The organism is Flavobacterium jejuense (assembly GCF_006491595.2).
GTDB lineage: Bacteria > Bacteroidota > Bacteroidia > Flavobacteriales > Flavobacteriaceae > Flavobacterium > Flavobacterium jejuense.
The window spans coordinates 295879-318170 of the sequence record NZ_VEVQ02000004.1; the positions used below are offsets into that span (position 1 = coordinate 295879).

A 22292-nucleotide genomic window follows, 5' to 3' on the forward strand; every position below is an offset into this window, starting at 1 on the left:
AACTTAATAAAAATGAAAAATTATATTTTTAAAGGAAGCTTGGGCTTCCTTTTTTTGGTTTCGATTCTTAATTCCTGTAAATCAAGTGAGGGAACAGTGAAAGAAAAGGGTTCAGCTATTGGAATCAATACAAACTTCATGGATAAAACGGTTGATCCAGCAGATGATTTTTTCCGATTTGTAAATGGCCAATGGTTAGATAAAACAAAAATTCCTGCAGATAGAACTAGATGGGGTAGCTTTGATGAACTTCGAAAGAAGACTGATGAAGATGTAATGATTATATTAAAAGATGCTTTGAAAGATAAAACAATCGAACCTAATTCAGATCAAGGGAAAGCATTAAGTCTTTATAAGTCTATTTTAGATACTGAAACTAGAAACAAACTAGGTATTACGCCATTAAAGCCTTATTTAGATAAAATTGATAAGGTAAAAAATGCAGAAGAAGTAGTAACATTGGTTACCCAAATGGAGCCTGAAGTAGGTTTAGGATTTTTTGGAAGTTATATTGGAACTGATGCCAAAAATAGTTCAAGAAATGTTGTTTACATTGGAACAGGAAGTTTAGGATTACCTGATAGAGATTATTATGTTTCTGATGCAGCTGATAATAAAGAAAAAAGAGAAAAATATGTACTTCATGTAGCAAAAATGCTTAAATTCATAGGTGAAGATGAAGCTACTGCGAAAGCAAATGCTGAAAAAATATTAGCTCTAGAAACTAAAATGTCAGAAGCGACATTTGACAGAGTAGAAAGAAGAGATAGAAGAAAAAGCTATAATCCAATGACGGTTGCTGATCTAGAAAAAATCACTCCTACTGTAAAATGGAATGATTATTTAGAAGGAGTAGGTATAGGAAAAATAGATTCTTTAATTGTTTCACAGCCAAAATACATGGCAACTTTAGAAACTATTTTTAAAGAAAATGACTTAGACGCTTGGAAAGCTTATATGAAGTGGACACTTTTAAGAGGTGCCTCTGATGAATTAAGTACAGCTATTGAAGATGCCAACTTTGAATTTTATGGTAAAACATTAACAGGAGCAGTAAAACAAAGACCTGCTGATGAAAGAGCTTTACAAGTAGTAAATAGAAGATTAGGAGAAGCTTTAGGGAAATTATATGTGGCTAAGAAATTTCCACCAGAAGCGAAAGCGAAAGCACAAGCTATGATTGCTAATGTGTTTAAAGCTTTTGAAAATAGAATTGACAATTTACCTTGGATGACAAAAGAAACTAAGGAAAATGCCAAATTAAAATTAAAAAAATCAAGAGTTAAAATTGGTTATCCGGATGTATGGGAAGATTATTCAAAATTAAGTATTACTGCTCCAAAAGATGGAGGTACTTATTTTAAAAATTCAAGACAATATGCTATTTGGAGACATAATGATAATTTAGAAAAATTAGGAAAGCCAGTAGATAAAGAAGAATGGGGAATGTCTCCACAAACGGTGAATGCTTATTTTAATCCATCAAATAATGAAATTGTTTTTCCAGCCGCTATTCTTCAGCCACCTTTTTATGATTACAGAGCAGATGAAGCGGTAAATTATGGTGGAATTGGAGCTGTTATTGGTCACGAAATCTCTCATGGCTTTGATGATTCAGGATCACGATATAATGCAGATGGAAACTTAGTAAACTGGTGGAGTGATGAAGATTTATCCCAATTTACAACATTAGGAACAGCACTTGCAGATCAATATTCAGCGTTACAACCTTTACCTGGAATTTATGTAGATGGAAAATTTACTTTAGGAGAAAACATTGGAGATTTAGGAGGTGTTAATGCTGCTTATGATGGTTTGCAAATCTATTTAAAAGAAAATGGAAATCCTGGTTTAATTGACGGTTTTACTCCAGAACAAAGATTCTTCATTTCTTGGTCAACAATATGGAGAAGTAAAATGCGTGATGAAGCTATTAAGAGTCAAGTAAAAACAGACCCTCATTCTCCAGGAATGTATAGAGCTTATGTACCTTTGCAAAATGTAGATGCTTTTTATCAAGCATTCGGAGTAGAAGAAGGAGATGGTATGTATGTAGCTCCAGAAAATAGAGTTAAAATTTGGTAATATTAATTTCAGATTAAAACAAAAACCACTTCAACAGAAGTGGTTTTCTTTTTTAAAATAATTCAATTAAAAAAGCTCTAACTTTTTCAGTGTCTTTAATATAATATTTTGCTTTGGTTTTTTGAAATCCAACTTTAATTGTTGTTGCATAATCGGGTAATTCTTCAAACATAAATTCATCTGTATAATCATCACCAATGGCTAAGATATAGTCATAATCAGTATTGATTAATAAGTGGGTGCTTGCTTTTCCTTTGTTTACACTACTATTTTTTATTTCAATTACTTTGTTCCCATTCAAGATGCTTAAATCATGATTAGCAATCAAACTAGATAAAACGGTATTCACTTCCAAGGTTCTTGTTTCGGCTAATTCTGGATCTGCTTTTCTATAATGCCAAGCTAAAGAGTATTCTTTTTTTTCTACAAATGTTCCAGGAGTATTATCTGCAAAATTTTCTAAGACGGGTAAGATACTTTCCATCCATTCATTTTTTAAAATAGCTAATTCTTCCCATTCTTGTTCTGGCTTTTTTAGCCAAACACCATGATCGGTAATTAAAGTATACTTTTTATTAGGGAACCAATTATGAAATGTTTCTTTATCTCTACCGCTAATTAGGGAAAGAGTCGTGTTTTTTTGACTACTAATTTTATCTAATAATTCATACAATTCATTGTCAGGTGAAGCCTCTTTAGGATTGTCTTTAAAGGAACTTAAAGTGCCATCATAGTCTAATAAGATTAATCTGTTCTTTGCTTTTTTAAACTTTTTAATTTCATTTTCTTTTTCATTTTTACTAAAGAAAGTGGCTTGAACCGTTTTTTGATTTTTATTAGTATTTGACAGTGATTTCATGAATTCACTTGCCCATTTTTCTACATTATATCGTTTTAATCTTTTTTGTAAAATTTTCATTCTAGAATTTTGCTCTTCTTCAGACATCTCTAATGCTTGTTTTATAGCATTTGAAAATTGTTCAAAGTTATTTGGATTTATGATGATGGCTTCATTCATTTCTTTTGATGCTCCTGCCATTTCACTTAAAATTAGTACTCCATCCTGATTTGTTCTTGTAGCAACATATTCTTTAGCTACTAAATTCATTCCATCTCTTAGAGGTGTTATTAAGGCAACATCAGAAGAAGTATATAAATCAATTAAATTTTCAAAAGGAAAAGAACGATAGAAATACCAAATAGGTGTCCAATTTACCGTTGAAAATTTACCGTTAATTCGTCCAACTAATTCATCTGTTTCTCTTTTTAGTCTTTTGTATTGTGGTACATTTGATCGAGAAGGAACAGCTAACATTATCAAACGTACTTTTTCCTTATATTCGGGATATTGATTTAAAAAATATTCAAAAGCTTTTATTCGATTTGGAATTCCTTTAGTATAGTCTAATCTATCAATTGAAAGGATAAGTTTTGTGCCTGAAGCTGATTTGTGATGTTCTTCTAATCTAATTTGTAAGTCAGATTTTTCTGCTTGTGTGTTTTCGTTTTTTAATTTGGAAGCATTATAAAATTTATCATAATCAATTCCCATGGGAAAAGAATCTACTTTTATAACTCGATCATCATAAATAATTTGATTAAAATTCACCTCCAAACGCAAAATCCTTTTTACAGAACTTAAAAAGTGTCTTTCATAATCATAGGTGTGAAAACCAATTAAATCAGCACCTAACATTCCTTTTAATAATTGTTCACGCCATGGAAAAATTCTAAAAATCTCAAATGATGGATAGGGAATATGTAAAAAGAAACCTATTTTGCTATTTGGTCTATGTTCTTTAACTAATTCAGGAAGTAATAGTAGTTGGTAATCGTGTATCCAAATAGTGTCTCCATCTTCAGAATTATCTAAAACAACCTTTGCAAATTTTTCATTTACTTCTTTATAGGAAAGCCATTGACTATTTTCAAATGAAGTATATTCTGTAAAGTAATGAAAGAGTGGCCACAAGGTTTTATTACTAAAACCTAAATAAAAATCATCAATATTATCTTGTGTTAGCGGAACGGGAATGCATTTCTCTTTCAACAAAGCCTTTTCCACATTTTCTTTATTCTTTTGAGTTAACTGTGTTTCTTCTAAACCAGACCAACCTATCCAAATACCATCTCCATCAGCATGTACAGATTTCATCCCTGTTGCTAAACCTCCTACACTAGGGAAAACTGCTAACTTTTCATTTTCTAAAACTATTTGTACAGGTAATCGATTAGAGACTATAATATTTTTCGACATATCTAGGTTTGGCTTGTTTAACTATAATATTTTTCGTTAATTTAAGGAAAATAACACGGGTAACAAAAACTTTATGAATAATTTAGACTACGGAATAATAGGGAATTGTCAAAGCGCAGCATTAATTTCAAAGACAGGATCATTAGATTGGTGTTGTTTGCCTGAGTTTGATTCTTCTTCCGTTTTTGCTAAATTATTAGATGAAAATATTGGAGGAAGTTTTTCGTTTTCCGTTTCCGAAAAGTATGTAATCTCTCAAAATTATCTAGAAAACACCTGTATTTTAGTAACCACTTTTGCAAGTGAAGAAGGTGTTTTTGAATTGCATGATTTTATGCCAAGGTATCTTAAAGAGCATGACAAACATCATAATCCACCAGAAATTATTAGATATTTGAAAAGGGTTTCAGGTGAACCAAAATTTCGTGTCAACTATAATCCAAAATTAGAATACGCAATTGCAGAAACAGTTGCTTATATCAAAGAAGATTTTATTGTTAATTTAACCAATGTAGAAGAGTTTGATACTTTATTTTTATATACTGATTTTAATAAAGAAGCTGTTTTAAACGGTGAGGAAATTACGCTTAAAAATGACGGATATTTTTTAGTTGGTTATAATGAAAAAATCCTAAAATTAACGCTACAAAAAATCCAATTAGAATTAGAACGCACAAAAGTATATTGGTTGAATTGGATGGAATTAACTCCAAAATATAAAAAATACAACGAAGAAATTGCTAGAAGTGCTATGACCTTAAAATTATTGAGTTATGACAAAACGGGAGCTGTTCTAGCAGCTGCAACCACTTCTTTACCAGAAACAATAGGTGAAGTTAGAAATTGGGATTATCGTTTTTGTTGGATTCGTGATGCTTCAATGGTTGTAAAAGTAGTTTCTAAATTAGGACACAGAGAAATTGCACAACGCTACCTAAAATTCATTATTGATTTAATTCCAGACAAAGGTGAAAAACTTCAAATCATGTATGGAATCAATAAAGAAAAAACATTAACGGAAAAAACACTACATCATTTAAGTGGTTATAAAAACTCTAAGCCCGTTAGAATCGGAAATGCAGCTTATTCGCAAAAGCAAAATGATATTTATGGTATTTTAATGGATGTAATTCATCAACAGGTGACTAATTTTTCAATAGATATTGATAATGGAGAAAACTTATGGACTATTACAAAAGGTATTGTTTGGGTTGTAAGTAACCACTGGAAAGAAGCAGATAAAGGCATTTGGGAATTTAGAGAAGAAGACCGTCATTTTACTTTTTCAAAAGTGCTTTGTTGGGTTGCGATAGATAAAGCCATAAAAGTGGCTGAAATATTCAACAAGCAACATAAAATGAATAAGTGGAAAGTATTAGAAGCGGCCATTAAAAGTGATATTCATGAAAATGCATGGAACGATGAGGTAAAAGCATTTACACAATCGTATGGTTCTAAAGAAATGGATGCTTCTGTATTATTAATGGAACCTTATGGGTTTATTGACGCAAAAGACCCTAAATATGTGAGTACCGTTAAAGCCATTGGTAAAGAACTAAATAACGATGGTTTATTATACCGCTATAAAATTAAAGATGACTTTGGCTTACCTTCCTCTTCTTTTACTATTTGTACCTTTTGGTATATAAACGCATTGTATAAAATTGGTGAAGAAAAAAAAGCTAGAAAGCAGTTTGATCAATTATTATCGTACAGTAACCATCTTGGTCTGTTTAGTGAGGATATTGATTTCAAAACCAAAAGATTATTAGGAAATTTTCCTCAAGCCTATTCCCACTTAGCGCTAATAGAAACTGCAATTAATCTATCCAATATAACGGATGAAGAAATGATGATGGAAGAAGTGTTTAGTTAATTTTTTTCAATCCATTATTAAGTGTTTCTTTTAATGGATTTGTTTACCAAAAACAATCCCGTTAGGGTAATAAATCCTCCTATTGCTATTGAAATTGTAAAAGGTTCGTTGAATAAAATATATCCAAAAAATAAAGCTACAATCGGATTGATATAGGCATACAAGCTACTTACCTCTTTTGGCAATGTTTCCAAAGCATATATAAAAGCGATAAAGGTTAAAACAGAACCAAAAACCACTAAATAAGCAATAGACCACCAAGAAATAGCTGGAATTTCAGATAATGGAACGGTTTCACCTGTAGTTTGAATGACACTAAATATGGCTACACAAGAAATGAGCATTTGCAATCCTAAACTAAAATACGGATTGAAATTAGTTCGGTTTTCTCTGATATATATAGAAGACAAAGCCCAAGTAAAAGTGGCAATTATTGATAAAATAATACCAAAACGAAATTCAGGATTTAAAAAATCATGTAAGTAATCGTAGAAAATGACACAAATTCCAGAAAAACAAATTACTAACCCCAAAACGGCTTTCCAAGACACTTTTTCACCTCTAAAAAAACTAATAATAACAATCCAAAGGGGGAAAATAGAACCAATAATAGCTCCTAAACCACTTGAAATGTATTTTACACCCCAAGTACTCAAACCATTACTTAGCATAAAATTTAAGATACTTAATACCAAGATGTTTCTCCATTGTCTTTGGTTTGGCCAAGGTGCTTTTTTGTATAAAAAGTAAGCCAAGTACAAAATACCACCAAAAAATTGTCTTAAAACGACCAATTGCATAGCTGGCATGTGTTTTACACCTTCTTTGGAAGCAATCCAAGTGGTGCCCCAAAAAAAACTAATCCAACACAAAGCAATAAAAGGCAAACCAATAGCACTTTTTTTTTGCTTGATATACTCATGGAAAACACTAAAATAAGCCATTTTTAAATCTCTTTTTTAAAGGTATAAGACAATACAGTTTCTATTTTAGTGCTAAGGATAATCTTTCCTTTTGAGGCTGTATCTTTGACAAAGATAGGAAAAGCCAAATTCATATTTTTAGCTTTTTTGTGATAATATTCTTGTCTTGTTGGGTGTTGTGGAGCAACTGCATTATAGATTTGATTACCAATTTGTTTGAAGTATTCTGGAGTGTCAAGAAGTTTTTTTATAAGCTCTGTAATAATCCCAATACAATCTTCCTGATGAATAAAATTAATGGGCCCATCAGGATTTTCTACATTTTCTTTTCCAGCTAGATATTTTATGGGATGTCTGTCTTCTCCAATTAAACCTCCAAAACGTAGAATTATGGTTTCAAAATTTGTGTTATCCAATAATAATTTCTCTACTTCAACTAATTGTCTACCGCTTTCTGTGTCAGGATTTGTTGGAGTTTCTTCTGTTATTTCTTCAATTGGAAATACATCCGTATAAACAGAAGTCGAACTTACGAAAAGTATTTTTTTAATACTTGATTTTTCTATTTGGGTAACCAAAGTTTTTATTTTAGTCACAAATGAAATAGAAGTATCTCTTCTCAATCCAGGAGGAATATCTATAATTAAAACTTCAGAATCGTTTAAAAAACCAGTTATATTACCTTCAACCTTGTTTTCGAATAGCGAAAGTAAAAAAGGTTGAATTTTATGGGCTTCTAATAAAGTAAGTTTGTTCTCAGAAGTTGTGGAACCTTTAACTGAAAAACCGTTTTCAAGTAACACTTTGGCTAAAGGAAATCCTAACCAACCACAACCTAGTATGGAAATTTTTTTATTCATAAACTTCTTCATCTTCGAATTCTAATGTTGGGATAGGTAAATTATTAAAATCTATTTTTGATAATATTTCCAATTGTTTCGCTTCAATCATATTAAAATCTAAAATTTGATTTGGAAAATATGCTATTGTAAAATCATCCATTCCTTTTTCTCTACCAATAATTTGACAGGCTTTAAGATATGCTTCTCTTGAATAGGAAAGAAGTTGCATATAGTGAGAATGCAATGGCTTTTCTGGGAGTTCTATTGAAATTAAATAATTTTCATTTTCAGCTATTATTTTGGCAATAGTATTTGCAATTTCATCACAAGAAATAGAATTGTTGTTTAAAAGAATTTCATTTTCACTTGTTAAATGCAAAGTAATAAGGTTTTCATAGTTGAGCTTAATAGAATTGCTTTCAAATAAACCAACAGGATGTTCTTGGTAAACAATTTTTTTCAATTTTGTTTCTTTTGGCAAAGCTGCAAAAGCGATTTGATAATTAGAGTTTCGATTTATTATTCTTAGTATTTTATCAAGATTCCCTATAGAAACATTTTCATCTACATTCAATTGAATAAAAGATTTGAAAATACTATACTGAGGATATTTATCTTTTTCCAAAATATTCATCAAGAACCCAATAGAGTCTAATTCTTGGTTATTATAGATAATTTTTAAATCTTTAGTAATAAAAAATTCTTTCTTTTTATGTCTTAACGAAAGCGATTGTGTAAAAGGAACTTTGGGCAATTGGATATTTTCTTTTATGTAAGGATTTTGAGCATGTTGTTTTTTAAAATACTGTTCAACATTCATCAGATTAATTTTGGTAAAACCAAAAGCTAAAACGGAAAGTAATATAAAAGAACCCATCAAGTATTTGAAATAATTGTTAATGGTTAAACCTAATCCTTGCCAGGATTGTAAAAACAAAGCAAGTACTATTAATACAAACAAATAAGGATATTCTTCATAAAAACTAAAATACTCATAAAAGACAGGAGCATAATTTACTTTTTGTCCAAAACCAACCATGTTTAAAAAACTATACATTGTAGCGAATCGTAAAAACCATAATAAGAAAAACCAAATCCATATATTTTGGTTGTGAACTATTTTTTTACGCTTGAATTGAATTCTTTTTTCTCCAAATTTCTTATTTGTATCGAAAATAATTTTTAGAAAATAACTTTGCCCAATAATTAAAGCCAAAAAAGCATAGAATAAATTGTAAAAAAGGAGTTCGTTTTCAGAAAATGCCAAATAATTGAAATGATCACTAAAAGTAAGTAAACGAAGCAAATCTCTACTAAAAATAAAAAATTGGTAAACAGAAAAACTCAGCAAAATACTTACTACTAAACCAGCCCAAAATCTAAATTTTGAAACGTGAATGGGTTCTTTAAAAGAAATCTTTTCTCTTTTCTCTTTCATCTTTTCTCTTAAACTAACTATCCTTTTTCACCAAAACAAAACCATCATTTTCAATTGCCATATAACCTTGATCGTATAAAAAGTAATACGTATTACCTGTTTTGGTTTGGTAAATAGAAGTAAAAAAGTCAAAATCGAAACCTTTGCTCAGTAATTTAGTTCTAGTCGTTTTGGTTTTGTCATCCGGATTTAATTCGCAAAGAATACGATAATTTTTACGCAATTTATTGTTCACATTACGCATCAAGTTATTCTGATCTTTGTTCATTTTATTATTGTAAGCATTCCTACAACCATCGGAACAGAATTTTTTATCTTCTCTTCCTATAATTTTTTCGTTGCATTCTAAACAGTTTTTACTCATAATCTGGTCATTTCGTGGAACGAAGCAATCTCATTCCGTTTTTTATTTTCTCTCATCAGTTTCTAAAATAGCATATTCAAAATTATCTGACCAACCTGATTTTAAAGGTAATATTTGTCTTCCTCTTCCTTCTCTTATCATGCCTACTTTCTCCAAAACTTTAATTGAGCCAATATTTCCAACAGCACAACCCGCTTGAACTCGATGCAATTTTAATGCATCAAAACAAAAGCTCAGTATGCTGTTTAAAACTTCAGTTGCAAATCCATTATTCCAGTAATCAGAATGAATTTTATACCAAACTTCTGCTCTTTTGTATTTTTTATTGCCAATTTTTATTCCAAATAAGCCAATACTCTTGTTATCCTTTTTTTGCTCAATAATAAAAGTATAATTTGAAATTTCTTCACATTGATTATCTTCAATCCAAGGTAAAATAATTGCTTTTGTTTCCTCTATACTTTTTGGAAGACCTAATGCATTAAATTCATCTGTTTCTGGTAAAGCATGTAATTGATGAATGAATTCTAAATCGGATAATTGAATCAATCGTAATTTTGTTCTTTCTGAAACTATTTGTAATTCATTCATTATTCAAACTTATTTTCATGAAGTAAAGCTTGTTTAATGTGCGCCAAATGATGTTTGCAATGCCAAGCATAAAGTCCGGCTACACTTTTTAAGGTAAAAGATTGCTTACTTTCTGGATGATAATAGGTTTTTTCCCAATCTTTTTCATCCATATTTAGTAAAACCAAATGCCATCTGTGATGCAAGCCTTTTAGAATCAATAACGAATAAGAAATATCATCATCCGTTCCATCAATTAATTCGGCCCATAAATCTTCTGCGTAAGGTTTTATGGTTGGGTTTTCTTCTGTGAGTGCCAACTTAAAACGAATAAAAGCATTCAAGTGACTGTCTGCACAATGATGCACTACTTGTTTGATATTCCAACCATAAGGACGATATTTCCACTGTAATATTTCTTTGGAAAGTTCATTGGTAACAGCCACAACATATTCTGGAAAATGCTGAATTTCAGAAATCCAAGAATGCAAAATATCATCTGTTATTACTTCTGGACAGTTGAATGGTCCTATTGGGTATTTTAGTTGTTCTAGTTCCATGTTAATTTGTTAGTTTTCTTTCGATTTATTTTTTCTTTCCTATTACTACCATTTTAAATTCACCTAGATCTAAACTATTGATTTCTTTAAGGTTTTCAAAAACGATATAAACTTGATTTTCAAATTTTATATTTATAAATCCAATTAAATCAATCTCTTTAGAATATTTCAAATCGAGTTTATCTAATTCTTTAATTGTTTCTTTTAAGTTTGGAATATATTTACCTTCTTTAAAAAGCCACCAATCTTGAATATGAATTTTTTTTCCACCATCTAATTTAGGAACATAATTGTTTAATATTTCTTTAAGTGATGAATTATTATCAAAATGGAATTCAAAGTTTCCATATTTCCATATTTTTGAAGACTCTATAGTTTCATTATTGAGCCAATCATCAGGATAAAAGCCATTCGCTAACAATTCATTTTTGTGAACTCCAAGAGAAATAAAATTAAATTTACCTGTCTTAATAAATTGAGTCAAATTTAATTGTAAACTATTTTTAGTCATATTTTAAATAGTTTTCACTTCTTAAAATTAAAAATCACTTCTTCTTTAGAATCTTCAAAATAAGCATACAAATTCACTTCGTTATTAGACACTTTTTCAAAGGTGAAATTATCAAAATACAAGCGGTTTTTTTCTTTTTTGATGAATCTAAAATCTTCTGATTCATCTTTTTCTTCCCAACCTTTTAAATTGGCATCAAAATGTTTGATTTGATACAATAGTGTTTTGTCTTTTTCAACAATATGTCCTACTTCATAAAAAACTACTTTTCCATCAACGACCAACTTAAAATTAAACAACATAGAACCACCTAATGGTTTGCTCCAGTTTTCTTGAAAAACACCACCAAAAGCTTCACCTGTCCAATTCCCTTCTAGCCATTCTATGTCTTTTAGAGAGGCTTTTTCAGACCCTTTTTCATCATTATAATGCAAGGTGTTTTGAGCAAAACAAAATGACGTGGTCATAGCAAATAAGAAAAGGAGTTTTTTCATTATTTCAGTTTTTTAAGTTGGTACAAGTCATGTCTTCTGTCTTTCATGGTGTTTACGCTTCCATGTTCGTGTAATTCTTTTAATAAATCCATATCAACATCAACAATTAGAGTCATTTCTGTGTTTGGAGTTGCTTCTGCTTTAATTCCGTTACTAGGAAAAGCAAAATCGGATGGAGTAAACACAGCAGCTTGCGCATATTGAATATCCATATTATTTACTTTTGGTAAATTACCCACACAACCAGCCACTGCAACATAACATTCATTTTCTATAGCACGAGCTTGCGCACAGCTTTTTACACGAGTGTAGCCATTTTGCGTATCAGTTAAAAAAGGAACAAATAAAATATTCATGCCTTCATCAGCCATTAAGCGAGATAATTCTGGGAATTCTACATCATAACAAATCATAATTCCTATTTTGCCACAATCGGTATCAAATGTTTGGATGGTATCACCACCAGTAATTCCCCAATGGAACACTTCGTTAGGTGTAATATGAATTTTACGATACATTTCGTTAGTTCCGTCTCTTTTACAAAGGAACCCAACATTATAAACATGTTCGTCTTCTATATATGGCATACTTCCTGTTATAATATTGATGTTGTAGGAAATGGCGAATTCTTGAAATCTAAGCTTGACGGCTTCCGTATGACGCGCTAATTCTCTAATAGCTTCTGCTTCAGATAAATGATTGTAATCAGCCATTAAAGGAGCTGTAAAGAATTCAGGAAATAGCGCAAAATCACTGCTATAACCAGAAACAGCATCAATAAAAAATTCGGCTTGTTCAAATAGCGCTTCTAGATTATTTAGAGAACGCATCTGCCATTGGATTAATCCTAAACGCACGACACTTTTTTCAGTATTAATTAATTTTGGACTATCATCATAATAAATATTATTCCATTCTAATAAAACAGCGTATTCTTGTGATTCGGTATCGCCTTCTAAATAGTTTTTAAGTACACGAACTTCATGGAAATCGTTACTTAATTGAAATGACAAAACAGGATCGTATATTTCTTTTTTCTTTACTTTTTCAATATAAATTTTTGGAGTAATTTCATCTTTGTATTTTCCATAATTTGGAATTCTTCCTGCAAAAATGATGGATTTTAAGTTCAATTGTTCGCATAATTCTTTTCTTACATCATACAATCGTCTGCCTAATCGAAGACCACGATATTGCGGATTGATAAACACATCAATTCCATATAAAACTTCTCCATCAGGATTGTGAGATTTGAAGGAATAATTGGAAGTTATCGCTTTATAGGTTCTTGTTTTAAAAGCAAAATCCTCTGTTACTAAAAGAGATAAAGCAGAACCTACAACCACTCCATCAACAACAATTACTAATTGCCCTTCAGGAAACTTGCTTAGTAAGGTTTCTATTTGATCTTCTTTCCAAAATGAATCTGCCATTTCAGGGTACGATTCAATCATGGATTTTTTCAGTTCTTTATAATCTTCAATTTGTAAATTTCGTAACTCAATGGATTTAATATTTGCTGGCATATATTTATTGGATTTGTATCAAATATAGCAAATAATATTTCCATTTACAAACGTTTACAATTACTATGGAAATGTTATAATTTTCTCTTGAAATCATGTAATTTTTTTTCTAAATTCTTTGCTATTTTTATATTTAAATTAGTGTAATATGACTTTTGAAATAGGTATTGTTTTAGGAATATTAGTAATTGCTTTCATACTATTTGTAAGCGAAAAATTTACTGTTGATAAAACAGCCTTTTTTATTTTAATAAGTTTGTTGGTTTTTGGAATTGTAACTCCTGAAGAATCGGTTTCTGGGTTTTCTGATAATTCGGTTTTAACCATTCTTTGTTTGATGATCATAGCCATTGGTTTAGAAAAAAATGGTGTAGTTGCCTTGATGGCTCAAAAGATAATACCTATTATGAATTGGCCTTTTTGGGTTTTCCTTCCTTTGCTGATGCTAACTGTAGGTGTGTTTTCTTCCTTTATAGCTACAACAGCAGTAGTTATTATCTTTATTAAGTTGGTAAACGAATTAGATAAATTGGGAAAAATTAATAAATCAAAAGTATTATTACCTATTTCATTTGCAGGAATTTTGGGAGGAAGTTGTACCTTAATGGGAACCAGTACAAACTTAATAGTATCAGGAATATCTAATAAAAGTGGTATTGGAAAATTTTCATTTTTCGAATTTTCATTAGCAGGTGTTATCTTTCTTCTTATTGCAATACCAATTATCTTTTTTTTATCTAAAATCTTTCTGCCAAAAAACCAAAATGAAGACAAACTAGATTTATCAGAAAAATTTGCCTATGTAACTTCTGTAAAAATTAGGGAAGGTTCTAAGTTGATAGGTAAGAAACCTTACGATACCGAAATTTGGAATGAGAATGATATTCGATTAATAAAAATACAAAGAGGAAAGCGTTATTTGAGAACTGATTTGAAATCGGAGATTCTTCAAGAAAATGACATTCTTTGGTTGGATTTAACGATTGAAGATTTAACTTCAAAGTCAGAAAGTTTAGGTTTAAATATACTAGGAGTTGATCAAAATTTAATAGAAGATCAATATACTAATGAATATCACGAAGTAATTATTCTACCTAATTCTAGATATGTGAATATGTCTGTGAAGGAATTTAATGAAAGATTGCCTGAAAATATATCGGTAAAAGCCATAACAAGTGAAAGAGAGTATGAGAAAAACCCAAATATGTTTGTGAAATTCTTCTCAAAAAAATTTATAAATCCAGGAAACAGAGTATTATTGACAGGTAATTTAAGTGAAATTCAAAAAATAGCCAATTCTGACAATTTGCTTTTTGCCAATTCGGTTTTGACCGTTCCTAATATCCCTAATTATAAAAAACTAATTTCTTTTCTTGCTATAATTGTAGTAATTGTCCTTTCTGCAACCAATACCTTTTCTATTCTCAAGAGCTCATTAATTGGAGTTGCCTTATGTTTATTTACCGGTTGTATTCAATTAAAAGATGCTTATTCAGGAATTAATTGGCAAGTGATTTTTTTGTTGGCAGGTATGATTCCTCTTGGTATTGCTATGAAAAATACAGGTACAGATGATTTTATTGGTGAACATCTTTATGCATTATTGAAATCGGTTCCAACATCAGCTGTAATTGCAATGGTTTTTGCATTTACTTTGCTAATGAGCGGTTTTATTTCCAATAATGCAACAGCCATTATATTAGCACCTATTGTAATTATTGTAGCTCAAAAAATGAATTTAAACCCAAAACCTTTATTATATGCTTTAATGTTTGGAGCTAATTTTAGTTTTTATACTCCAATGGGTTATCAAACAAATGCCATTATTTATGGTATGGGGATTTATAAATTCAAGCACTTTTTGTTTATAGGTGGAATTCTTTCATTAATTTTATTAGTGGTTGCGTCTCTTTTATTACCAATATTATATACTTGAAAATCAAGCATATATTCGTTTTCAAACGGTTACAAATACTTACAATCGAAAGTAAACGTATACTTACCGAATACTATTTGAAAGTTATCTAATCTTTGCACTGTCGAAATGAAACGGTTACAATTGCAATATCAAAAATCAATTTCAATTAAAAAGTTTTATTAAACAGAATAACAATTTATATAAACCATTTAAAATTTTACACGCCATGAAAAACAGAGTACAATTAATCGGACATGTAGGTCAAGAACCAGAAATAAAAACATTAGAAGCTGGAAAAAAATTAGCCAATTTATCAATCGCTACCAATGAAGTATATTACAAAGAAAACGGAGACAAAGTAGAGAAAACAGAATGGCACAGAGTAACTGCTTGGGGAAAAACTGCAGAAATTATTGAGAAATACGTCACTAAAGGAAAAGAACTTGCTATTGATGGTAAGTTAACCTATAAAAGTTACGATGATAAAGACGGAATCAAACGTTACATTACAGAAATTGTAGCGAATGAAGTTTTGCTTTTAGGGAAATAATTTTATCCAATTCAGCTTCTTCTTTTTTTGAAGAGGCTGAATTTTTAATTTCAATTTTTTAGCACTATGAATATTAGAGTTTTCAATATACGATTGAGTAAAGAGTTTTGTATAGTAGATCAAAACCGAATGAATGAATTTTTAGATACTGTTGAGGTAAAATTAACTTCAACCAATTTTGTAACCACTGGAACAACCGATTATTGGTCTGCAGTGGTTTTTTACGAACCTAAAGTCCAATTGCAAAAAGAGTCAAAAGACAAATTATGTTTTGAAGATTTAACGGATAAAGAAAAAGAAATTTTTTTAGCATTAAAGGAATGGAGAAATGATTTTGCTTCTAATTTGGGTTGGTCTGCTTTTAGAGTTTGTCATAATTCACATTTAATGAACATTGCAAAAAACAAACCTGAAACAATTGATGAGTTGTTAAATATTAAAAGTTTTGGAGTTATAAAAACAGAAAAATATGGTGAGGAAATTATTAGTGTTTTAAACGCTTTTTAGAAAATATTTTTAGCCACTCTATAGGTATTAGCATGTGCTTCAATAATAGTTTTAATTTCTGGAGAATAACCACCACCCATGGAAACTTGAACTGGAATTTGATATTGTTTACATAATTTGAAAATAATTTCATCTCTTTTTTTGCAACCTTCAATCGTACAAGAGAGTTTGCCTAATTTATCACTTTCTAAAATATCAACACCAGCTAAATAAAAGATAAAATCAGGTTTTTGTTGTTCAAATAATTTTGGGATAACCATTGAAATAGTTTTCAAAAATTCTTCATCAGTTGTTCCATCAGGAAAAGCAATATCTAAATCTGATTTTTCTTTTTTAAAGGGATAATTGGTTTTACCATGAGTAGAAAAGGTAAAAACATTGGGATTGTTTTGAAAAATTTCAGCAGTACCATTGCCTTGATGAACATCTAAATCTATTATTAGAATTTTTTTAGCCAATTTTTTGTCCAATAAAAATTGTGCTCCAATAGCTTGATCGTTTAATAGACAAAAGGCTTCACCATGATTAGAATACGCATGATGAGTGCCTCCAGCGATGTTAAAGGCGACTTTGGTTTCAAATGCTTTTTGGCAACCCATAATGGTTCCTTGAGCAATTCTCAATTCACGTTCTACCAATTCATTTGAAAGTGGAAATCCAATTTTTCTAGCTGCTCTTGCCTCTAAAGATAAATTCAGTAAATCATCAACGTATTCTTTAGTATGTACTTTTAAAACAGTATTTAAATCACACTTCTTAGGTTCAAAAAAATCTGCTTGTTGTACCGTTCCTTCATGAAGTAATTGTTGTGGCAATAATTCATATTTCAACATGGGGAAGCGATGTCCTTTTGGTAAAGGATGCTTAAATATGGAATGAAAAGCTATTGGAAACATATAGTATCAATCAAAACCATCAGTGAATTTACTCAACACAATCTCATTTGTATTTTTGTCATAATAACTCAAAATGTAGTAGTCTTGATAAGGGAAATAGTGTTCATATTTTACATTTCTATTTTCAGATGTAAATCGTGCAATTTTATCAACAAAAAGGGGTTTAATGGCACTTTTTGTTTGTTCAAAATTAGAATCGAATTGGACATCAAAAAAGATATTTTTAGTAACGAAATTTTCTCCTAAAAAATCAGAATAAAAACCAGTACCCGTAGCAATGGATGATAATCCTAATCCTACACCTAAAACAATGTCACTATTTCGTACAATTTCTCTTGAAGTTCCAAAAGTAGCAACATAACTTCCATTTAAGTTATATATAGATGCTCCTATATTTCCATCAAGTATTCTTTTTATAAATTTTTTACTATTCTTAATTTTTCTGGGAGAATTATTACCAGTTTGAGTAAAAAATGTGGTTGTAAAAGGAAGAGTTTTGGTTTCGTTAATTTGGTATTTTTGAATAAGATCTTTATTTGAATAATCTAGAATTTGAATTTCAAAAACCTCTTTATTTAATTCTAATAGCACTAAATAATTTTCAAATAAGAGTGAATTGGTTTGCTTTATATCTTCTAAACTGTTTTGATTAAAAATAGTTTCTTTTATGTCAAAAGAGTTTAAGTTAATTTCAAAAACTTGTGTTTTTGTAGTCGTATTGTCTAGAGTAATTACCAATGTGCCATTTCGCAAATAATACTTTATAGAATTAGTTCCAAAAACATAAGAGTTAAATCCCTTAGTGTTAATTTTAGTAATTCCAAATTGGTTAAGTAATTTTAATAAGGTTGTTTCTTTCTGGTTTTTGTTTTCAATTGTAAATTTTGAAAAATCGAGTTCATTTGTTGTTACTTTATGACCTTGAATGGAAATTAATTGAAGTGATTGAGACTCTTTTTTTTCAGTTAGAAAATATAGAATTCCTTTTTCATAAAAATCAGAAAAAATAATTTGATTTTTTAAACTGAGGTTATATTGAATCGTTTTAGTTGTATGAGAGTTAAAATCAAATTCGATGCCTATAAACCTTTCCATATCTTCGGTTGCCCAATAGCACACAGGATTATTGTTTTCTGTAAATCCTGAACCCATCATGTAACGAAAATTAAATGGTCTTTTGATAGATATACTATCCGAAAAGAAAATAGCATTATTAAATTTTAAGCCAATAAGTTTTTCTTTATCAGAAGTAAAAGAAAAGATTTCTGCTGTTTCAGGATTAACTTGTGTAATTAGTTGGTGAAAATCAGCACTTTTTTTTAATTCGACAGAAACATCAGCCAATTTAATTTGGCTAAAAATAGAAAAACTAAAAAAAAGATAGTACAAAAGAGAAAGCTTTCTCATAAATAAGATTTTAAATCAAATATAGCTTAAAACGGATTTATTTTCAGTTAAAAGTATGGTAAAACTTTAAAAAAATAAAGCGACATTGATTAAATTTCTTCATTTAATAAACGTTGTAATTTCTCTATAAATAATCCCATGTGATAGCCATCTACTAAACCGTGGTGAGCAGTAATTGACATTGACATAGTTTTTTGTTCATTATTTGAAATTAATTTTCCAAAAGATATTTTAGGACAGCTATCTGGAGAGCTAAAACTTCTGGCATGCGTTAAACCAGTGAAATTAATCCATGGAATAGCAGAAAAATGAATAATATTTTCAGGAAATTCTCGAGTTAGCAAACCAGGTGTGTTTTGTATTCTTGTAATTTCTCCTCTAACCATTTCTTGAAAACCATTTACATTTTCTATATACTCCATAAATGAAAAACCAAAAGTTTTGTCATCTCTCATGATTGTTGCTGAGGCATGAATTTCATCATAAATATAAACTTTATCCTCTTGAATTCTATATCTAAAGTTTTCAATTTTATTGATGGCTAAAATACTTTTGTGCAAATAATAGGTAAAAAATGGAATTTGTAATTTTTTTGCATTTTCATAAGCTAAAGTAACATCAATAGGACAAGTAATGCTAAAAAAAGGTTCTTCAAATTTTGAAAAAAACTCAAAATGCTCTTTCCGATTCCACGTTTCAATATCAAGTAATCGTTTCATTACAAAAAAGCTAAAATTTCAGTTATAGAGGTAATTGACTTAAAATTTTCATGTTCAATTTCAAAATCAATTTTTTCATATTCCCAAGTGGTATGATAAGGAACATGAACACCATAACCACCAATATTCAGAATAGGTAACACATCAGATTTTAAAGAGTTACCAATCATTAAGAATTCTGATGCTTTAATATCTAAACGACCAAGCATTTTCTCATAATCTAGCTCTGTTTTATCGCTCAAAACTTCAATGTGGTGAAAATAATGTCCTAAACCTGAATCGTGTAATTTTCTATGTTGGTCTTTTAAATCACCCTTAGTAGCTACAATTAATTTGTATTTTCCTTTTAATTCCTGTAAAACTGCTTCAACATTTGGCAATAACTCTACTGGTCTTTGTAATAAATCTTTACCAATTGTAATTATTTTTTCAATTCCTTTCCCAGAGATGGTGTTATTTGTAATTTCTAAAGCCGTTTCAATCATAGATAACGTAAACGCTTTAATACCAAAACCATATAAAGGCAAGTTTTTAACCTGATGATTCAATATTAAACCTAAAATCTCTTGATGAGAAGCAAAATCTTGAAAAAGTTCAGAAAATCTTGCTTGCGCTTCATCAAAATAAGGTTCATTGTGCCATAAAGTGTCGTCTGCGTCGAAAGCTATTGTTTTAATATTATTCATCTTAACTAATCAAAGTACCATTTAAAACTCCTTCAGCATCTGGATTTACAAATACTAATTTTCCTTCAGCATTATTAGTCATTAAAATCATCCCAGCACTTTCTACACCTCGTAAAGCTCTTGGTGCTAAATTTACTAAAACAGTTACTCGTTTGCCAATAACTTCCTCAGGTGAAAAATGTTCTGCAATTCCTGAAACGATAGTTCGTACATCAATTCCTGTGTCAACTTTTAAAACTAAAAGTTTGTTTGCTTTTGGCATTTTTTCAGCTTCCAAAATGGTTCCAACACGAATATCTAATTTTGTAAAATCGTCAAATGTGGCTATTTCTTTTTGTGGTTCAGCTTTTGCATTTTCCATTTTATTGGCAGTTTTTGTAGCTTCTAATTTGTCTAGTTGTTTTTGTATTTCTGCATCATCTATTTGAGTAAATAAAATTTCAGACTGTCCTATTTGATGACCAGCAGAAAGTAAATCTGATTTAATAGAAATGTCATTCCAACCAATGTTGGACTCGTTCAGCTTTAAAATTGTTTTTAATTTTTTAGCAGTAAAAGGTAGAAACGGTTCACATAAAACACTTAATGCTGAAGCAATTTGTAAGGCCACATACATTTGGGTTTTTACTCTTTCTGGATTTTCTTTTATCATTTTCCATGGTTCTTCGTCTGCCAAATATTTATTACCTAAACGAGCAACATTCATTACTTCACCTAATGCTTCTCTAAAACGATAGCGTTCAATTGAACTGGAAATAACTGATGGATATGCTTTTAATTCGGTCAAAGTTTGTTCATCAACTTCAGTAAATTCATTTGGTTTTGGAACAATTCCTTCGTAATATTTATTAGTTAAAACAACTACTCTATTAATAAAGTTACCGTAAATCGCAGCCAATTCATTATTGTTTCTAGCCTGAAAATCTTTCCAAGTGAAATCGTTGTCTTTAGTTTCTGGAGCATTTGCCGTCAAAGCATAACGTAAAGCATCTTGTTTGTCTGGGAAATCTTGTAAATATTCATGTAACCAAACTGCCCAATTTTTAGAAGTAGATAATTTGTTTCCTTCTAAATTTAAAAATTCGTTTGCTGGAACATTATCGGGTAAAATATAACTCCCTTCAGCTTTCAACATTACTGGGAAAATAATACAATGAAATACAATATTATCTTTACCAATAAAGTGAACTAATTTTGTTTCTTCGTCTTTCCAATATGGTTCCCATTCTTTTCCTTCTCTTTCAGCCCATTCTTTGGTAGCTGAAATGTAGCCAATAGGAGCATCAAACCAAACGTATAATTTTTTACCATCAGCACCTTCCACAGGTACATCTATTCCCCAATCTAAATCACGTGTTACTGCTCTTGGTTCTAAACCACCATCAACCCAAGATTTTACTTGTCCGTAAACATTCGATTTCCAATCATTTTTGTGACCTTCTAAAACCCATTGTCTAAGAAAAGCATCATATTCATTCAAAGGTAAAAACCAATGTTTTGTCTCTTTTAAAATTGGAGTTTCTCCCGTAATAGTTGATTTAGGATTAATTAAATCAGTTGCATTTAAAGATGAACCACATCTTTCACATTGATCACCATAAGCTTCAGGGTTCTCACATTTCGGACAAGTGCCTGTTACAAATCGGTCTGCTAAAAATTGATCGGCTTTAGCATCATATAATTGTTCGGTAGTTTGCTCAATGAATTTCCCATCTTGGTATAATTTTTTAAAAAATTCCTGAGCAGTATCATGATGAATTTTTGATGAAGTTCTTGAATAATTGTCAAATGTAATCCCAAAATCTATAAAAGATTGACGAATGATACCATCATATTTATCAATTACTTCTTGTGGAGTAATGCCTTCTTTTTTTGCTTTCATTGAAATAGCTACTCCATGTTCGTCACTTCCACAAACAAAAACAACATCTTTTCCTTGTAAACGTAAATATCTTGCATAAATATCACTTGGCACATAAACACCAGCCAAATGTCCTATGTGTATAGGACCATTAGTGTATGGTAAAGCAGCAGTTACAGTATATCTTTTTGGATTTTCTAACATAATTCAATTGTATTTTAGATTCTGATATTCATTCAGAAAAACATGCAAAAATAATTCTTTAGGAATGATTTGACGAATTTTTATATCTTATTTATGTA

At 30.1% G+C, this 22292-nt stretch carries 20 protein-coding genes; 5 read left to right on the top strand and 15 right to left on the bottom strand.

Features of this window, described 5'->3' with window-relative positions; all coding sequences use genetic code 11:
- The first annotated feature begins 12 nt into the window (after positions 1-12).
- Entirely contained in the window at positions 13-2085 is a 2073-nt protein-coding gene (locus FIA58_RS08275; protein ID WP_140962008.1) for a M13 family metallopeptidase, read from the top strand.
- A 52-nt stretch (positions 2086-2137) separates the two neighbouring features.
- On the opposite strand, the gene FIA58_RS08280 is transcribed toward FIA58_RS08275, so the two are convergent.
- On the bottom strand, positions 2138-4342 hold the full coding sequence (locus FIA58_RS08280; protein ID WP_140962009.1) for a bifunctional alpha,alpha-trehalose-phosphate synthase (UDP-forming)/trehalose-phosphatase: 2205 nt from the start codon (positions 4340-4342) through the stop codon (positions 2138-2140).
- A 73-nt stretch (positions 4343-4415) separates the two neighbouring features.
- Here FIA58_RS08280 and FIA58_RS08285 point away from each other — a divergent pair, with 73 nt between their 5' ends.
- On the top strand, positions 4416-6218 hold the full coding sequence (locus tag FIA58_RS08285) for a glycoside hydrolase family 15 protein (protein WP_140962010.1): 1803 nt from the start codon (positions 4416-4418) through the stop codon (positions 6216-6218).
- A gap of 17 nt (positions 6219-6235) precedes the next feature.
- Here FIA58_RS08285 and FIA58_RS08290 read toward each other — a convergent pair whose 3' ends face one another.
- From FIA58_RS08290 to FIA58_RS08330, 9 genes are read right to left on the bottom strand one after another with little or no spacing between them, the layout of a single operon-like run.
- Entirely contained in the window at positions 6236-7162 is a 927-nt protein-coding gene (locus tag FIA58_RS08290; RefSeq protein ID WP_140962011.1) for a DMT family transporter, read from the bottom strand.
- A gap of 2 nt (positions 7163-7164) precedes the next feature.
- Complete coding sequence (locus tag FIA58_RS08295; RefSeq protein WP_140962012.1) at positions 7165-8001, bottom strand: Rossmann-fold NAD(P)-binding domain-containing protein; 837 nt, start codon at positions 7999-8001, stop codon at positions 7165-7167.
- A complete protein-coding gene (locus FIA58_RS08300) occupies positions 7994-9421 on the bottom strand; it encodes a hypothetical protein (RefSeq protein WP_140962013.1) in 1428 nt (475 codons plus the stop codon). Before FIA58_RS08300 ends, FIA58_RS08295 begins: the two co-directional genes overlap by 8 nt.
- Before the next feature lie 13 nt (positions 9422-9434).
- The gene (locus FIA58_RS08305; protein ID WP_140962014.1) at positions 9435-9785 is read right to left on the bottom strand and encodes a hypothetical protein; all 351 of its coding nucleotides are present in this window, start codon (positions 9783-9785) and stop codon (positions 9435-9437) included.
- A 42-nt stretch (positions 9786-9827) separates the two neighbouring features.
- On the bottom strand, positions 9828-10376 hold the full coding sequence (locus FIA58_RS08310; protein WP_140962015.1) for a GNAT family N-acetyltransferase: 549 nt from the start codon (positions 10374-10376) through the stop codon (positions 9828-9830).
- Positions 10376-10915: a YfiT family bacillithiol transferase gene (locus FIA58_RS08315; protein ID WP_140962016.1), complete on the bottom strand. Its 540-nt coding sequence runs from the start codon at positions 10913-10915 to the stop codon at positions 10376-10378. Before FIA58_RS08315 ends, FIA58_RS08310 begins: the two co-directional genes overlap by 1 nt.
- Positions 10916-10940: 25 nt before the next feature.
- Positions 10941-11426, bottom strand: a complete 486-nt coding sequence (locus FIA58_RS08320) for a hypothetical protein (RefSeq protein WP_140962017.1) — start codon at positions 11424-11426, stop codon at positions 10941-10943.
- Positions 11427-11440: 14 nt separating this feature from the next.
- Positions 11441-11920, bottom strand: coding sequence for a DUF6265 family protein (locus FIA58_RS08325; RefSeq protein WP_140962018.1), 480 nt, complete (start codon positions 11918-11920; stop codon positions 11441-11443).
- Positions 11920-13446: a carbon-nitrogen hydrolase family protein gene (locus FIA58_RS08330; RefSeq protein WP_140962019.1), complete on the bottom strand. Its 1527-nt coding sequence runs from the start codon at positions 13444-13446 to the stop codon at positions 11920-11922. Before FIA58_RS08330 ends, FIA58_RS08325 begins: the two co-directional genes overlap by 1 nt.
- Before the next feature lie 148 nt (positions 13447-13594).
- Between FIA58_RS08330 and FIA58_RS08335 the strand changes: the two genes are divergently transcribed.
- From FIA58_RS08335 to FIA58_RS08345, 3 genes are all read left to right on the top strand, one after another.
- A complete protein-coding gene (locus tag FIA58_RS08335) occupies positions 13595-15382 on the top strand; it encodes an SLC13 family permease (protein WP_140962020.1) in 1788 nt (595 codons plus the stop codon).
- 208 nt (positions 15383-15590) lie between these two features.
- Positions 15591-15914 (top strand): single-stranded DNA-binding protein, encoded by a 324-nt coding sequence (locus tag FIA58_RS08340; protein ID WP_140962021.1) that lies wholly within the window; start codon positions 15591-15593, stop codon positions 15912-15914.
- A 66-nt stretch (positions 15915-15980) separates the two neighbouring features.
- Positions 15981-16421 carry an HRDC domain-containing protein gene (locus FIA58_RS08345; protein ID WP_140962022.1) on the top strand — a complete coding sequence of 147 codons (441 nt, stop codon included), beginning with the start codon at positions 15981-15983 and terminating at the stop codon, positions 16419-16421.
- Here FIA58_RS08345 and FIA58_RS08350 read toward each other — a convergent pair.
- From FIA58_RS08350 to metG, 5 genes are all read right to left on the bottom strand, one after another.
- Entirely contained in the window at positions 16418-17317 is a 900-nt protein-coding gene (locus FIA58_RS08350) for a histone deacetylase family protein (RefSeq protein WP_140962023.1), read from the bottom strand. The genes FIA58_RS08345 and FIA58_RS08350 overlap by 4 nt on opposite strands.
- 6 nt (positions 17318-17323) lie before the next feature.
- Positions 17324-18724 carry a hypothetical protein gene (locus tag FIA58_RS08355; protein WP_140962024.1) on the bottom strand — a complete coding sequence of 467 codons (1401 nt, stop codon included), beginning with the start codon at positions 18722-18724 and terminating at the stop codon, positions 17324-17326.
- Between the two features lie 89 nt (positions 18725-18813).
- On the bottom strand, positions 18814-19443 hold the full coding sequence (locus FIA58_RS08360) for a chloramphenicol acetyltransferase (RefSeq protein WP_140962025.1): 630 nt from the start codon (positions 19441-19443) through the stop codon (positions 18814-18816).
- Positions 19443-20129, bottom strand: a complete 687-nt coding sequence (locus tag FIA58_RS08365; RefSeq protein WP_140962026.1) for an HAD family hydrolase — start codon at positions 20127-20129, stop codon at positions 19443-19445. Before FIA58_RS08365 ends, FIA58_RS08360 begins: the two co-directional genes overlap by 1 nt.
- A gap of 1 nt (position 20130) precedes the next feature.
- The gene (metG, locus tag FIA58_RS08370) at positions 20131-22194 is read right to left on the bottom strand and encodes a methionine--tRNA ligase (RefSeq protein ID WP_140962027.1); all 2064 of its coding nucleotides are present in this window, start codon (positions 22192-22194) and stop codon (positions 20131-20133) included.
- Between the last annotated feature and the right edge of the window lie 98 nt (positions 22195-22292).